Below are 15,182 nucleotides of genomic sequence, written 5' to 3' on the forward strand. Positions count from 1 at the left end.
CATTAGTAATGGTGACCCTTCTTAAGCCGAGGGTCACCTAGCCAACTGACGTTGTTAGTGAACCTTTTTTGTTCACACAAAATATATGACCAATCACCCTTATTGTGATTGGTTTTTTTTTGCCTGAAATTTAGGTTCTATTTTTTGTTATTACTTTTTTACTCACCACACTTAGAGTAACAGCTTGGTTGGCGTGGGCATTCTCCACCTCTGGAGCAGATAAGCCTCGCCTCTGTCTCAATCCCACGTTCAATCCAATTTATATTTAGAATCTTGGCTATTGTCGTGAGATCTTTTTTGATGTTACGCGGAATTGCCACAGAGCCACCATTGTTAACGCATGACGCTTTAAGCTGCTCTGCTATGTCTCTTGAATTACCGCCTTGAGCATCAATTGCAGGGTTGAGATCTATACCAGCACACAACACACGATTGTTACCCGCAGGATCAGTCATATTGATGGATTCACAGCAGTAGATTCTTGGCTCATCACCCACGTTCAAAATGGAGATTTGAGCCGAGCTTCCCGCTCGAGGTTCTGATAATCGACGGAACACAGCCCAATGTTGACATGGGTCAGCGACCGTTCTCATATTTCCCCAAGGTAGCGGAATCCCGTTCCCGCGATATACCGCCTTGAGTTTCCCCGGCCCATAAGCATCAAAGTAGTGCCAGTGAGGGTAGGGCGATACTACAGTCATTCGACGCATCGCAACAGAGGGGGAAACCCCTGCTCTTTTGTGAACGTCGATTTCGTAACCAGTGCGGTCAAGTAGCTGCCTAAACGGGACTTTCGGGCACAAAAGTGCGCCAGCAAAGAAGCTGGATTCAAAGTCTCGCCATGCTTGAAGAATATCTTGGGAGTTGAGCTGTGAAGAGCCTGATACCTGGTTGTCGTCCCACGTGTTGTTGTTACCGACCGACAACACACTCTTTAGGCCTTCTTTGCTGTGCAGAATGCAATGACCGATATAAACCGAAAGGTCGTATTTCAGACGAGTTGGATACTCTTTAAGAATCTCGTTTAAGAAGATAGTACCGGGAGGCTCAAAGAAGGAGGTCACTAACTGCTTAGCGTTAATTCCGAGCTCATCGACGACGTCTTGCGGCGTGCGCGTCACCCAGCGGATGTTGATTCCTAGGCTTCTAGCGATGTCTATCAGGTCTTCTACGCTGAGGTTAAGACGTTTTAAGCCTACTTCTTCCGCAGCGCGCTCAAGGTCAGGGAAGTGGTTCTGGTTGCTCTCTTGGTGTGCTCGAATCAAGAGGTGCGCAAACTGGCGGCCTGAAATGCCCGTTTGTGACAGCATCTCAGGAATCGCAATTTGCAGGATGTCGTTTGAGAATAGGAAGCTCGGCTCGAGCGCCATGCCACTTATCCCACCACGATTCCCCTTATCAGGAGCAATGGCTTGTTGTTCAGATTCGTCGTCGAGGAACCACGTCGGATTCTTCTGAAAGACCTGTGCAATCACTTCCAGCATATCGATGCTCGGAACCCGCTTTCCACGTTCAATCATTGAAAGGTAAGAAACGGAAGGGGCACATTCTGGGTCGATTCTAATACAACGCGCAGACAGGTCCTCCATCGTTAAATGGTTACGTTTTCTTAGGTTACGTATCTTCGTACCTAGGAAATGTGACTGACGAACTAAACTTTTTGACAAGGGCATATTTGTAAAATTCACATTGTAAAATTTTTGTTGTGAAATTGTATGTAAAAAAGCGCTAATCTACAAACTAAGCAATTCACAAAATGACAAATAAATTAAACGTTAGTTTGGAATAATTGCTCTAGGACACATTTTTGCTGTAGAAATCGGTGGTTATCACCGGACTGGTCAAGAGGGAAAGACTATGAATATGCTTACATTCGATAAAACAGAAATCCAAAAACAATCAAAGCCATTTATCGCTGAAGCTGTCTTTGCCGTGGAGACAATCAATGCTAATCAGCAAACTGAAAAGCAAGTGAAAGCAAAGCAGCTGCTTGATCGACTATTCCCACTAGAGAATGGCTCACATCAAGACGTAACCAGCTACGTAGTCGATTACCGCCATATTATGGCTTACTTTAAAGACGGTCAGCACAGCGGTCTGAAGCACCCTAAGCAGTTTGTAGCGTACATGGGTGAGAAGAACGACCCAGACTCTATCTTGTTTCGAGATGGCAGTGGCAGCCACCTAGAGGTGATGTTTGGTTGCCACAAAGGGACAGGTTGTATTGAGCTAGTAGAAATTGATGATATTCAGTTGGAATCATGCACCACGTTTGGCCAATCACCAATGGAAGCAACAACCACAATGCGTGAAGAGACCATTGCAGCGATGCGCCACTGGATCAGTTTGATTCAAGGTGACGCAAAGGGTAAACCAAAGGCATGCAGTGAAGATAAAGAGTTCAGAGCAAAGAGTGGTGAAGACTACTGCTTGAATTATTGCTTCCAGATCTAACGGTGAATCCTAGTTAGCTAAAGTAATTTATACAACTAAAGAAAAAAAGCCCCGAAGATAATGAACTTTGGGGCTTTCTAGTCTCAATACGAGCCGACTAATATGTCGATAAGAGCATTGTTGGTGTGTTTTACAAAGGCATGACTCGGTTACGGCCAAGTGATTTCGCTTCATAAAGTAGCTTATCAGCACGTTCAATCAGCGATTGAGCTGATTCGCCGGGTTCAAGTTCAGCGACACCAAACGATGCAGTGATACTGCCGACTTGTTGACCACTGCGGCGATCTTTAATCGACAGCTTTTCTAGAGAGCGACGATTGGTATCAGCGAGTTGACGAGCAATACGCAAAGACTTGTTAGGCACAATCAGCGCGAACTCTTCACCACCAAATCGATAGGCAGAAATACCTTCACGGCAACTTAACTTCAGCTTGCGAGCGATCGCTTTAAGCACCATATCGCCAAACAAGTGGCCATAGGTGTCGTTGAAATTTTTAAAGTGGTCGATATCGAGAAGAATCAGACACAAAGATTGTTGTGCTTCACACAGGGTTTCTATGTCACGGTCGAAAGAGCGACGGTTATAGAGTGTGGTTGTACTATCGAAAAGCGCATCTTTCTGAACTTCTACTAACTGGGTTTTTAGCTTGGTGATCTCTGAGGTTGCAGAGTTTAGCTGAGAGTTTAAAAACTGAGTAGAGTGACGAATATGACGGGATTCAGACACCAGCTGTCGAACTAAGGACATGACTTCATCAATAGATAGGCTTTCATTATCAACACGAGCCAAGTCCTCGAAGCTTTTATCGATCATGTCAGAAAAAGCGGAGGTGTCGGTCAGGGTGTCATTCATTGAATTGGAAACTTCAGAAACTAACAGTTCCAAATTAGCGCGAAGGTCATTGATATTGGTTTCGGATTTGCTGGCAACATAATTGTTGTATAGCTGCTCACCAACGGCAGGAGGACAAATACCGTAGTGTTCTAAAACACCATCCATGTCTTGAGTCAGCTGGGGAATAGCGTTATCGACATAGGTGTACCAAAGTGCGTAATTTGCAGGTGTCGTTGACACCCTGTTCTTCATCATAAGAGGCACCGCTTTTTTTAGATTTGCGGTGGATTTCTGAAATTCGTCTTTGTTCATTATTTTTACTGCAGATACCAAAACAACTAAGCCACTTGCGAACAAGGTTAGCGGATTTCGAAGGTCTTTGCTTTAAAAATTATATGATTAGTGGATGAGGGTTGGATAAATAACTCATTTTTATTATGAATATCGATTGCGTATTCATAAGCGTAATCTAATGGATTGTTCTTTAACCATATTTGGGCTTATCAAACTTTCGGCGTAGCGTGAGTTAGTATCAAAAGATTACTGAGAATTAAGTGTTGTCTAGGGAAGTGCATACAAAAAGTGACGTAAATTGATCGTTGAGCTTTAATTGAGAAAGTCTAGGTTGAGGACGCTTGGCTGGTGATTTGCATTTGTTCAGAGTTTACGGGGGAAAGCCTGTATCGAGAGGGGAAATGTTTATAAGCAGGCATAAAAAAGCGCCGATAAAAATCAGCGCTTTAAAATTCTTTTTAGCTATAAGAGCTAATTATTGAGCAACAACGTTTGCTGCTTGTAGGCCTTTTTGACCATTTTCAACTTCGAAAGAAACCTTTTGGCCTTCTTTCAGAGTTTTGAAGCCTTCAGAAACGATTGCACGGAAGTGTACGAATACGTCAGCGCCGCCGTTGTCTTGAGAAATGAAACCGAAACCTTTCTCTTCGTTAAACCATTTTACAGTGCCAGTATTTGTGTTAGACATAATTTGTCCCTTATTCATAAATTTTCTAAGTTGTTGATTGCATTTAATGCAATGCGCTGATAATTGAATTATTTAATATTGCTAAGAAATAAGGAAAAACTACTTACAAAAACGGGTAACGATTTTACATGTCAATTTTTTACTATTCATCTAACTTAAATAACTCCGGCTAACAGAGCGAGAGCATGTTAACACAGTCTTTTGAGATGTACACGCATTGCTTAAGAAATTTGTGTTTTTTTTGTCATACCGTGCGAATGTACAAGATTTACACTGATTTAGTGATAGTTTTGTCGCTTCGTCCAACACAACAAAAGGAAGCATCTCAGCTTCCTTTTGATCATTAGTATAGACGATATTAACGCTTAAAGTTGATATCTTCAGTTTGATCTAAATTTATTTTTGTTTTCGCTGGTTGAGTCTCTGCAATCACCTTACCGTGGCGTATTGAGTACTGCACTGGTACTTGGCGGCGTACTGCATCAAAGCCATTGTCAGCAGGAAGAATCAGCAAGCTACCTGGCTTACCTTCTTCGATACCGAAGTTGTCTTGAATGTTCAATGTGCGAGCAGAGTTCTTGCTGATCAAATCAAGTGAGTTGTTGATTTGGTCGTAGCCCATAACCTGTGTTACATGCAGTCCCATGTGCAGAACTTGAAGCATGTTCGCTGTGCCCAGTGGGTACCATGGGTCAAACACATCATCGTGGCCAAAACAAACGTTGATGTCTGCTGCTAGCATCTCTTTAACGCGCGTTACACCGCGGCGTTTCGGGTAATCGTCGAAACGGCCCTGTAAGTGAATGTTCACTAGCGGGTTTGCCACGAAGTTGATACCTGACATCTTCAATAGACGGAACAGGCGAGATGTGTAAGCACTGTTGTACGAACCCATTGCAGTGGTGTGGCTAGCAGTTACTTTCTCGCCCATTTCAAACTTATGAGCAAGGGCTGCTAATGTTTCCACAAAGCGAGACTGTTCGTCGTCGATTTCATCACAGTGAACGTCGATCAGACAGTCGTACTTGCGTGCAAGCTCGAACACATAATGCAAAGATTCAACCCCGTATTCACGAGTGAATTCGAAGTGAGGGATAGCACCGATAACGTCAGCGCCGATCTTCACTGCTTCTTCAAGCAACTCTTTGCCGTTAGGGTATGAAAGAATACCTTCTTGAGGGAATGCAACGATCTGGATGTCGACCCACTCTTTCATCTCTTCACGAACTTCAACCATCGCTCTTAACGCAACGAGTGTTGGGTCAGACACATCAACGTGTGTACGAACGTGTTGAACACCGTTAGCTATCTGCCATTTCAGTGTTTGCTTGGCACGAGACTTTACGTCTTCGATTGATAGCAGTTCTTTGCGCTCAGCCCAACGCTCAATACCTTCAAACAAAGTGCCAGAGATGTTCCAGTTAGGCTCACCAGCAGTTTGAGTAGTATCTAGGTGGATGTGCGGTTCACAGAAAGGAGTAACTGCAATGCCACCTTCAGCATCAAGGATGTCGCCTTGATGATTGATTTGCGCGCCATTATCGAGAATGCGAGAAAATTGACCATTTTCAATCAGAATCTGTTTCAAGCCTTCTTGGTCTTGAAGTTTCGCGTTCTTGATTAATAAGGTTGTCATAGTGTGTCCTTAAGCGGCCTGAGATTTCAGAGCTTTTTTGTTCAATAGAGGATTAAGCACGAGGTAACTGATTGCACCACCTAACACTGCGTTCAAAGGAACAACGCCAGGTAGGAAGTGACCAGCGGCTACGCCTGTTGCTACCGCGATAATGCCAGCCCAGTTAACGGTTTGGAACTCTGCATTTGCAAAATCTTTGTAACGTTTACGGTTCGCGAAGAAGTCGGCGATGATTACGCCACCAATTGGTGGAATCGCCAGCGAAAGGAAGGTTAACCAACCAACGAAGTTGTTGTATAACCAAAGTGCGAAAATCGTACCGATAATGCCGTTAATGATTGACATTGTAGTACTTGAGCGACCAGTGATGTTAGATAAACCCAAACCGGATGCATAAAGTGCATTTTCATTGGTTGTCCAGATATTCAAGCCTAGCACGATGATGGCTGGAAGCAGCAGACCTTGCGCGATCATCACATCTGAAATATCAGCCTGACCGGTTGCTGCTGCTCCTGCTGCGCCGAAGATAAACATCAGCGAGTTACCGATGAAGAACGCAACCATAGTAATTAATACTGCGCTTGCTGGCTTTTTACCAAAGCGAACGAAATCGGCCGTTAACGTACCCGCACTTACGAACGAACCTACAACCATTGCAAGAGCCATTGAAAAGTCCATTGGCGTCTCTGGTTTAATAAGTTGCAGTTGCTCTAGTCCACCAACACTGTCTACCGCAATCAGTACTGAGTAACCACCCAGAATCGCAATTGCAGGCACTGCAATCGCTGAAAGCACCATTAGCGCTTTAATGCCGAAGTACACTGTACCCGTCATCAATAAGCCAGATACGATAATCAAGGTGTTGGTATCAATGCCCGTTGCTTTTTGTACTGGAATAGCAAACATCGCAACACCCACACCAAACCAACCGACTTGTGTACCACCAAGTAAAGCAGAAGGAAGCCATGAGCCTTTTGTACCGAAAGAGAAACGAGCTAGTAGGTGAGTAGAGAGGCCAGTAGATGAGCCGATGTAGCCAAGAAAAGAAGTGTAAATACCGAGGATTAGGTTACCGATGAGAACGGCGAGGAAGAAATCGTTGAATGAAAGACCTGTCCCGAGTGAACCACCTGTCCACATACTTGCAGAGAAGAAAGTGAGTCCAAGCATTACCATGGTGAGTGAAGCGACTCCTTTCCTAGCCGATGTAGGAACCGGCCCTAGACTGTAGTTATTATCAGCAGCCATTTTTTACCTCCGCAAATGATCAAAATTAAAATTAACGGTCGCCGTATTGCAGGCAAACTTGCGCATTATGGTGATATAAATCACATAGTCAATGCTAATTTTGTCAATAATTGCCCATAAAAACCAGTTATTGCAGTAATTATCTTGTAAAACATAGGGTTATTTTCTGTCTTTATTTAAAAAAAACAAATAGAAAACGTTTTCTATAATGCGTTGGTTATCTGCTGTTCTTGGTTGGCTATGAATGCTTATTATTATACGTCTGAATGGGTGTCTGTATCGAAAAAGAGGGCGGTTGGCCAAACTGCAGGCAAAAAAATAGCCAATCGCAATAATCGCAATTGGCCTATATATTTTGTGAACAAGAATAGGTTCACTAACAACGTCAGTTGGCTAGGTGACCCTCGGCTTAAGAAGGGTCAATATATACATTGCAGTTAGTGTGCCAACTTTTAAAACCACGTAAAACGGCAGTTTTATAGCAATCTGGTGCGTATTTGAGCGTTTAATTTGCGTTTTTGAAATACCCAATTGCAAAATGCAATTGCGATTTGCAACTTTAGAGTGTTTATTCGTTTTTCGGGTTTGTGTTCTTTCTGGCGACGAATGGTGAAATAAACAAAAAGCCCGTGCGATCTAAGAGCGCACGGGCTTGGGTATTGTTTCACCAATAGGAAGTATTAGATGGAGTAGAAGAAGTACAGTTGAGACTTCATTCTAATGATGATCCCGCGTATTACGTCTAGGAACGCCATAAAGCTGATAGGCTTCTCACCGCTTACCCACGCTAATCCGACAGAGCCAACAGGAATATCGTAACCCTCTGCCTCATCAATTTTTAAACGAACAAAGTGGTGCTTGTTCTGAAGGTTTTTGCCTGTGGTAACACGAACCTGCTCATCGATACCCAGCAAACTTGCTTGCGCTTCACCAGTGGCTTCTACAATGCCTTCTACGGTTGCAGAGAACACTTTTCCTGGGTATACCGCTGTCGCAAATTCCGCAGGTTGACCGACCTTAATATTACGAATCGCTTGGTGGTTAACTCGCATCAGCACGTACTTCTCTTCGGTATACATCTGGATACGAGGCATCATTGAAACACGCTGACCTTCACGAAGAATAAAGTTCGTTACAAAGCCGTCAGTCGGTGCCGTGACTTTGGTGCTGTTCAAGTCCCATTGTGCTTGTGCCAGTGTTGCCTTTGCTGAATCGACCTCAGTTTGCTTCTTGCTCACATTGGTTTCAGCTTTGTGGATGTTCAACTTCGCATTCTCGGCATCGACTTCTTTCTTGCTAAGCTGAGATTCCAATGTCGTAACGTTATACGTCGCTAAGTCTACCTTTGCTGTTTGTTGGTCGATGTCAGTTTCAGTGATCGTATGTTCTACCACTTTGTTTTGCTTCTGGTAACGATCAAGCGTCTTTGACTGCAGTACTAAGTCTGTTTTAGCCGAATCTATTTGTGCGACTGAAGCTTTGATGTCTTCAAGCGCCGATTGATAGCTGACTTTTGCAATGCTCACTTCTTGACGAGCTGTGTCTAAAGCGACCTCTGCAGACTCAAGTTGAACGCTGGCTTTGTCTCTTGCGATGACATATTTAGTGTCATCAATTTCGTAAATTAGCTGTCCTTCAGTCACATCCTGGTTTGGGTCGATGTGGACTTTGGAAGTTTTTCCCGACACATTAGTTGAATCGGGACGCAGCTGAATATGTGGAGACTGAACCACTGAGCCTCCCGATAGATCCATCGGAGTAAAATTGAGTAGGCCAACCCATACAAACAGCAACCAAGATGTACCCCCTAGGTACGCAAACGCCTTGGTGCCTTTGTTCCAAGGCATACCAACAAGTCTGAGTAAGTAAATGAACAGTGCCCAAATTGCCAAGCCTTCTAACATGTTTGGCTCTCCTCATCTTGCTTGTCGGAAGTTGTTTGCTCCTTGGTTGTGGTCGGTGACTTCCATGTGTCTCTTAGATTGATGATGGCTTTTTCCATATCAACGAAGGCCAAAATTACTGCTAGTACCCATACCCAGTGCCATACAAAACCAATCCATGTTAATGCGGTGATCAAACCGAGTTGTTGATGCTCTTTACTGTGAGCCTTGTTGATTGGTAATTCATGCACACGCCAGAAGCCGTAACATGCAGCAGCGATGGTTGCGACTAACACTACGCCTGCAACTACGTGTAGTGCGGTATCTGCGCCGGTTCCGACAAATGGGACACTAACTAAACTCATTGATATACCCTAGGTTAAATTGAGCACCGAGTGTTATTGATATCAGATTTAGAAGTTGATAATTTACCAATTACTTTAATAATGATGCCATTATGATTTGATCTGTAATAGTGACTTCTAAGTATGGTGGCTAATGAACAATTGTAACTTCTTAAGAGCATTGGGTATTTTGGGTATTTACCAATACGCAACGACTAATAAGGCTGTGAATACTGAGCAATTAGGTATTCCTAAATCGGTGTTTAATAACCCGATGAACCTTATCCCCGTAAGTGAAGTGGACAAATGGTATGGCTTACTTGAACAACAAACCGGTGATTCCGATATTATCTTGAAGCTGGCTGATAGAGTGGATATTGAAAGGCTAGGTCCTCTCTCTAACTGGTTTTTCTCGGGGCACGATCTGGCGTCGTCTATACGCCGAGTTAACATCGGGTTGCACTGTTTGCAGTCCGGGGCTTTTCTATATGGCGCTCAAGTCGGTAATTTCATCAAATGGTGCTACGACAATCCTGCTTATACTGAGGTGGGTAAAGTTCATGACTCAATTCGAGTTGCCATCTTTATGATGAAGATATTAAGGCGTTACTTGGGAGACGACTTTACTCCCGCAGCCGTCTCTATCGCAGGTTATCGCGAGAACACTCAACTCTATCAAGAGTATTTTGGGTGCAATATTCAGTGGGGCCAGCCACGAACTGAAATCTGGATACCAAGCCAGTCGAGGTTATCGAGCAATCAAGCCCCTTCTAGCGGCAAGATGAGCTTGGCAATGAACTTTCATGACTTAGATAATTACCTCAACATGCCTGATGCCGCGGATGAGCATAAGGTGACCTATGAGATGATCAATTACAGTCGCCATTTCGGCCTGCCAACACTGCATAAAGTGTCGAGTTTGCTTGGGTTATCTGAACAGCAATTTCAACGTCGATTGCATAACTTAGGCATCAACTTTTCTACCATTATGGGCTATGCGTTAAGTAATGTGGCGGTGGAGTTGTTGATGTATTCAGTGCCAATAGATAAAGTCGCGACGAGGCTCGGCTATACCAATGTCGCGAGCTTTAATCGGATGTTTAAGAAACATCGAGGTTTGACACCCAAGCAATATGTTGAGCGCCTAAAAACTGGCCTGTAACTATTCAGAGCTAACTTATGGTTCGTTTATGGATCAGGCTGGACAAGTAAACCATCCCCCAAGTACTCAAAATGAAAGGGGCGGTGAGTGGTAACAGTGACAGTTCATGAAAACCAAGTGTGATGAGACAGCTTAACAGCATGCCTAATAGGATTAACGGCCAACGGATTCGCGGATAGGGCACAAGTGCTAAAGTGGCAAGAATGGCGTTGTACCCGTAAAGACCTTGGGCTACCAGTTCGTTAGAAGCGCCAATCAACCCGCTAAATACGGTGCTAATTATTACTGCGAGCATAACCCAAATGGCATGCTTGATATTGTTGAGTGCGATGGCGACTAAGATAACGAGCCCCGACAACGCATTTTCGATGAAGCTGACTTGGCTTATCCCTTTTAACAACGGGATCACCACTGTCGGCAGGTTGAACCACGAGTTAGCCTCAATACTGATGAGTGGCATCAGTGCGGAATCAGGTGCAGAAAACGCTGACAGCTCAAAGGTTGATTGGATAATATAAATCAGCCAAGTGGTGAGGATAAAGGCGCTAGTGTAACCGTGATATTTCTCAAAACTGAATACGATGTGGGCAATCGGCACCGTGAGTAATGCACCTAACGCAGTCACTAAAGCCAATAATGGTGTCACACCAAAAAAGTTACCGATAAATAAACCAATCAAAGCGCCATTTAGCGCGTACATTCCACTATCAATGTCGTCAACTGACTTGTTGGTGTTGGTGTTGGTGTTGGTGTTGGTGTTGGTGTTGGTGTTGGTGTACATATAGCCATAGAAAGCTAATGCATAGCTGCAACTGGCGCCAAGTAAGGTAAGAAAAGCCAGCGCCAGTGACTCAATAGAAATGGCAAGCAACAGCAAAGTCGACGTCATGATAGACGGTGTGAAATAGACTTGCCCAATGCCATTGAGCAAGCCTTGAAACGGCAGAATATCCTTGTTCGTTTTCATCGTCTGATTACATTATTGAGTCATGTTAAATTTTTGTAATTCAGATTGTATACAATTTTATCAAGTTCACCATCTTCGAGTGTTAATTCTGATACCAGCGTTCACCATAAGCTTGTTGGTAATCTGGTGTTTCAATGATGCCTTCTTGTTCTGGAACGGTTTCTAACGGCCCAACAACAGTTCTATAGGGTAATACGCCAGCCCAAACTGGAATGTCCATATCGGCTTTATCATCATTCACTCCATGTTTACCAATCTTCACGGAAGCTTCTGTTAAAGGTATCGCCAACAACTCGGTCGCAGTGAGTTCTTTTTCATTACTGAGCCTCACTTCATCGGTTCTGCCCGGTGCGATTTGCTCAATAAAGATATTCAACAAGCGATCCTTTTCTTGATTGTCATCGATGACTGAAAATGACCCCAATACCACAGCAGAACGATAATGCGCACTATGATGAAATGCCGAACGAGCCAGCACCCAACCATCGAACAAGGTGAACGTTAAACAGGTTGGTTCTCCCTTTTTTAGTCCTTTTAGTAGGCGACTGTTTTTAGCTCCATGAATGTAGACTATATCACCCACTCGCCACGCGAGCATCGGGATGACCATTGGTCCTTGTTCGCCCTGCAATGCAATGTGTGCGATTAAGCTCTCATCAATAATTTGGTGCAGTTTCTCTTGTTCAAATACGGCTTTGTGAGCCCCTTTTTTAATCGTGGTTCTTTTCGTGTTAGATAACATAATCGCTCCTTAATCATTGCCTTTTGATTAATGTAGCGATTAACTGGTCTATTAAATAGAGCCACTTTTAAACACTATTTGGATCCAGTTATGCAGCCTATCGATGTCGGTGATCTACAGTTAGACGAACAACACGGCACGCGTCAAACCGCCTTGTTCCACGCGATAAGAGAGAAGATCGTTCAAGATTTATGGAGCAAGGGCAGTAAGTTACCTTCAACACGTAAGTTGGCTGTCGAGTTATCGGTGAGTCGAAATACGGTGATTTATGCGTACGAACAACTGGTTACTGAAGGCTATATCGAGAGTAAGCAAGGCTCAGGGTTTTATGTCTCGGTTGAACAACCAGAACACTTTCTAAGTTTGTCTAAGCCAAACAGTGTTCAGGATCCGAAGGTCAAACAAACAGTCAGTAAACCGAGTACAAACATAGCGACACCTAACGACATTAACCGCAGCTTTGCCCCAGGAGTTCCTGACTTAGATGCGTTCCCTTTTGCGAAATGGCAGAGGTTGCTGCAACGTCACTCTACACGTCAGAACATTGCGGGCAATCAAGAGGTTCAGGGAAGCTCAGCCTTGAGGGGAGCGTTGAGTGGGTATCTTGCAAGCAGTCGTTCCGTTCATTGTAATGCCGACAGAATCATCATCACCGCAGGTGCGCAGCAAGCCATCTCAATCGGATTAATGGCAACGTTAGCGATGGGCGACAAAATCCTCGTGGAGGAACCCGGTTATCGACAAGTACATAAAATTATCGATCTGTTGAGACTAGAGTTAGAAGGTGTAAGTGTGCGTGAAAAGGTGGGGTTGGATATTGAGAAAGTGTTGGCCAGTAATGCTAAGGCTCTGTATGTCACACCGAGTAACCAATACCCAATGGGCACGACTTTAAATACTGAGCAGCGCCTTAAACTGATCGATTGGGCCAATCAACATCAGTCATGGATCATTGAAGATGACTATGACAGTGAGTTCCAGTTTGCTCATCGCCCTTATACCTGCATGCAAGGGTTGGCGGGAAAGTTGGGGTTCGATGATCGCATCATCTATGTCGGCTCTCTGAGTAAGGTTATGTTCAATGGCCTTCGATTAGGGTACTTAGTGGTACCAGAAAGTCTGGTGGCGAAGTGTCTTGAGATCAAAGACGCGCTTACTGGAGACACGGCGTCCCACACACAGGAAGCTTTGGCGGATTTTGTTCGAGAAGGCGACTTGCTGCGTCATATTAGAAAGATGCGTCGGTCATACAAACTCAAGTATGAAGCCATGATAGAAGCGATTGAAAGCGAGTTTAACGGTGATCTTGAAGTGATCAGTCAGGCAGCAGGGCTACATGTGACCGTGAAGTGGTATCAAGGTATATCTGAGACTGAATGGAGTCATAGAGCTGAGCTTGAAAATATCATCATTCGTCCGTTTGATTTTTATGAATATGGATCAAGTGATGCTCGTGATTGGAGTGGGGTGGTGTTGGGGTTTGGAAATATCCGATTGGCTGACATAAAGCCGAAGATCAAACAGATCGCTCGGCTTTTTTATCAGTAATATTGGTAGGGCTTGTTTACCATTTTCTGATTCATCACGAATCGAGTTACAACTTGTCGATAGAGACGGTGGGTTTACCTTTACCTAGCCACTTCCGCCAAGGGAGTGACAATGTCACAAAAACAGTCACAGCATAGAGCATCGACCAACTTAAACAGATAAACACCAAGGTACAGATGACCAATGAAAGCATGGCAGTGTATCTAGATGCGCCTGTTAGTAATCGGCAAGCGGCTAACATTGCGAGCAGATAAACCAGAACAAAAATACCGTTGGCGAGCTTGAGAAAGAACTCAAGGTCTAAATTAGACAGCTCACCAATCACACACGAAATAAGCACGACAAAGCCAATTGCTAACGTTGGGTAGAGCGGTACGCCGCGGCTGTTCAGTTGAGCCATTCGACTTGCAGGGCTGTGTTGGCGGGCCTGAGCCCAGATCATCCGAGACAGGCTTTGTGTGTAAAGGTTTAGGCTGGCAAAGCAAGCAAAGAACCCGAGCACGCTGATGACGGTTTTGAAGCCATTACCAAACAGTTGTTCTGTTACCCAAGGGATGGATGCGGCATCGAATTCAGATGAACCGAAAGCACCCAGCTTAAGAATCACTACTGAACAAGCCCAGTACACTAGCCCCGCAACAAAACAGCCTGCAATGATGGCGATTGGGAAGTCACGTTGTGGATTTTTGAATTCCTCTCCCATGTGAGCAAAAGCTTCTATTCCGACAAAGCACCAAAACATGACAGCTAAAGCAGCGCCGATAGACCACATTGAATTGGATGAGATGGCAGGAAGAGCAACATCGGTTGCCGTGATGTCGGCTTTCCAAACAAAAGCGCTGACTAAGGCAAAAATCGACAATGCGATCACGGTTTGCAGTCGGCCAGAAGATTTACTGCCCATCAAATTGACGGCAATAAGCAGGGCGACGGTAAAGGATTGAGCACCAAGTGGTGTATCGAGAGGTGCGGGTAACAATTGTTGAGCAAAACCACCAGCCAGTGCAATGGCCGCTGGAATACCGACAGGAATAACACTCACAAACAACCACGCCACGCTTGTTTCTAATCGCTCGCTAAACGCCTGGCGCACAAAATAGGCAGTACCACCTGCATTCGGGTAGCGTTTTCCTAATGATGCGAAGGTCAGTGCAATCGGGCAAATAGCGATAAACAGGATTAACCAAGCGAGAAGAGACAACTGTCCTGCAATGCCTGCTGCGATCGCAGGGATCATAAATAATCCAGTGCCTAGCAAGGTCGTCGAGAGTTGTCCGATTCCTGAAATAAGCGTGATTTCTTGTTTGAGTTGTGTCATTCGCTCTCCTAGCTATTTGATTCTGGTCACGGTCTTCCAGTAACTTTCTTCTGGTGTGTGAGA

13 protein-coding genes are annotated in these 15,182 nt (G+C 44.4%); 3 read left to right on the forward strand and 10 right to left on the reverse strand.

Going from position 1 to position 15,182, the window contains the following annotated elements:
* Positions 1-158: 158 nt before the first annotated feature.
* Complete coding sequence (locus AB4185_RS06220; protein ID WP_372107143.1) at positions 159-1,688, reverse strand: DUF3612 domain-containing protein; 1,530 nt, start codon at positions 1,686-1,688, stop codon at positions 159-161.
* Positions 1,689-1,857: 169 nt separating this feature from the next.
* Here AB4185_RS06220 and AB4185_RS06225 point away from each other — a divergent pair, with 169 nt between their 5' ends.
* Positions 1,858-2,454 carry a malate synthase gene (locus tag AB4185_RS06225; protein WP_017060610.1) on the forward strand — a complete coding sequence of 199 codons (597 nt, stop codon included), beginning with the start codon at positions 1,858-1,860 and terminating at the stop codon, positions 2,452-2,454.
* A gap of 130 nt (positions 2,455-2,584) precedes the next feature.
* Here AB4185_RS06225 and AB4185_RS06230 read toward each other — a convergent pair whose 3' ends face one another.
* The 6 genes from AB4185_RS06230 to AB4185_RS06255 form a co-directional block, all read right to left on the reverse strand.
* The gene (locus AB4185_RS06230; RefSeq protein WP_017060611.1) at positions 2,585-3,601 is read right to left on the reverse strand and encodes a GGDEF domain-containing protein; all 1,017 of its coding nucleotides are present in this window, start codon (positions 3,599-3,601) and stop codon (positions 2,585-2,587) included.
* Positions 3,602-4,058: 457 nt separating this feature from the next.
* Positions 4,059-4,271 (reverse strand): cold-shock protein, encoded by a 213-nt coding sequence (locus AB4185_RS06235; protein ID WP_004740083.1) that lies wholly within the window; start codon positions 4,269-4,271, stop codon positions 4,059-4,061.
* Positions 4,272-4,629: 358 nt separating this feature from the next.
* Complete coding sequence (locus tag AB4185_RS06240; RefSeq protein ID WP_102332003.1) at positions 4,630-5,907, reverse strand: cytosine deaminase; 1,278 nt, start codon at positions 5,905-5,907, stop codon at positions 4,630-4,632.
* A 9-nt stretch (positions 5,908-5,916) separates the two neighbouring features.
* Positions 5,917-7,155 (reverse strand): cytosine permease, encoded by a 1,239-nt coding sequence (codB, locus tag AB4185_RS06245; RefSeq protein WP_065585003.1) that lies wholly within the window; start codon positions 7,153-7,155, stop codon positions 5,917-5,919.
* Between the two features lie 680 nt (positions 7,156-7,835).
* Positions 7,836-9,059 carry an HlyD family secretion protein gene (locus tag AB4185_RS06250; protein WP_017066494.1) on the reverse strand — a complete coding sequence of 408 codons (1,224 nt, stop codon included), beginning with the start codon at positions 9,057-9,059 and terminating at the stop codon, positions 7,836-7,838.
* Complete coding sequence (locus AB4185_RS06255; protein ID WP_017066493.1) at positions 9,053-9,403, reverse strand: MFS transporter; 351 nt, start codon at positions 9,401-9,403, stop codon at positions 9,053-9,055. Before AB4185_RS06255 ends, AB4185_RS06250 begins: the two co-directional genes overlap by 7 nt.
* 133 nt (positions 9,404-9,536) lie before the next feature.
* On the opposite strand from AB4185_RS06255, the gene AB4185_RS06260 reads away from it, so the two are divergent.
* Entirely contained in the window at positions 9,537-10,544 is a 1,008-nt protein-coding gene (locus AB4185_RS06260) for an AraC family transcriptional regulator (RefSeq protein ID WP_017061786.1), read from the forward strand.
* Positions 10,545-10,554: 10 nt separating this feature from the next.
* Here AB4185_RS06260 and AB4185_RS06265 read toward each other — a convergent pair whose 3' ends face one another.
* Positions 10,555-11,511, reverse strand: coding sequence for an urea transporter (locus AB4185_RS06265; RefSeq protein WP_372135143.1), 957 nt, complete (start codon positions 11,509-11,511; stop codon positions 10,555-10,557).
* An 82-nt stretch (positions 11,512-11,593) separates the two neighbouring features.
* Entirely contained in the window at positions 11,594-12,253 is a 660-nt protein-coding gene (locus tag AB4185_RS06270) for a pyridoxamine 5'-phosphate oxidase family protein (RefSeq protein WP_017061784.1), read from the reverse strand.
* A gap of 90 nt (positions 12,254-12,343) precedes the next feature.
* On the opposite strand from AB4185_RS06270, the gene AB4185_RS06275 reads away from it, so the two are divergent.
* Positions 12,344-13,801 (forward strand): PLP-dependent aminotransferase family protein, encoded by a 1,458-nt coding sequence (locus AB4185_RS06275; protein ID WP_017061783.1) that lies wholly within the window; start codon positions 12,344-12,346, stop codon positions 13,799-13,801.
* Positions 13,802-13,847: 46 nt separating this feature from the next.
* Here AB4185_RS06275 and yjeH read toward each other — a convergent pair whose 3' ends face one another.
* Positions 13,848-15,119, reverse strand: a complete 1,272-nt coding sequence (gene yjeH, locus AB4185_RS06280) for an L-methionine/branched-chain amino acid transporter (RefSeq protein WP_017066490.1) — start codon at positions 15,117-15,119, stop codon at positions 13,848-13,850.
* Positions 15,120-15,182: the final 63 nt, after the last annotated feature.

It is taken from the genome of Vibrio sp. 10N.286.48.F5, from assembly GCF_041469785.1.
GTDB lineage: Bacteria > Pseudomonadota > Gammaproteobacteria > Enterobacterales > Vibrionaceae > Vibrio > Vibrio crassostreae_C.

Excerpts from the sequence above, each read along its gene's own strand:
- codB (WP_065585003.1), bottom strand. The coding sequence starts at position 7,155 with ATGGCTGCTGATAATAACTACAGTCTAGGGCCGGTTCCTACATCGGCT.
- yjeH (WP_017066490.1), bottom strand. The coding sequence starts at position 15,119 with ATGACACAACTCAAACAAGAAATCACGCTTATTTCAGGAATCGGACAA.
- AB4185_RS06275 (WP_017061783.1), top strand. The coding sequence starts at position 12,344 with ATGCAGCCTATCGATGTCGGTGATCTACAGTTAGACGAACAACACGGC.
- AB4185_RS06260 (WP_017061786.1), top strand. The coding sequence starts at position 9,537 with ATGAACAATTGTAACTTCTTAAGAGCATTGGGTATTTTGGGTATTTAC.
- AB4185_RS06235 (WP_004740083.1), bottom strand. The coding sequence starts at position 4,271 with ATGTCTAACACAAATACTGGCACTGTAAAATGGTTTAACGAAGAGAAA.
- AB4185_RS06225 (WP_017060610.1), top strand. The coding sequence starts at position 1,858 with ATGAATATGCTTACATTCGATAAAACAGAAATCCAAAAACAATCAAAG.
- AB4185_RS06265 (WP_372135143.1), bottom strand. The coding sequence starts at position 11,511 with ATGAAAACGAACAAGGATATTCTGCCGTTTCAAGGCTTGCTCAATGGC.
- AB4185_RS06230 (WP_017060611.1), bottom strand. The coding sequence starts at position 3,601 with ATGAACAAAGACGAATTTCAGAAATCCACCGCAAATCTAAAAAAAGCG.
- AB4185_RS06255 (WP_017066493.1), bottom strand. The coding sequence starts at position 9,403 with ATGAGTTTAGTTAGTGTCCCATTTGTCGGAACCGGCGCAGATACCGCA.
- AB4185_RS06270 (WP_017061784.1), bottom strand. The coding sequence starts at position 12,253 with ATGTTATCTAACACGAAAAGAACCACGATTAAAAAAGGGGCTCACAAA.
- AB4185_RS06250 (WP_017066494.1), bottom strand. The coding sequence starts at position 9,059 with ATGTTAGAAGGCTTGGCAATTTGGGCACTGTTCATTTACTTACTCAGA.
- AB4185_RS06240 (WP_102332003.1), bottom strand. The coding sequence starts at position 5,907 with ATGACAACCTTATTAATCAAGAACGCGAAACTTCAAGACCAAGAAGGC.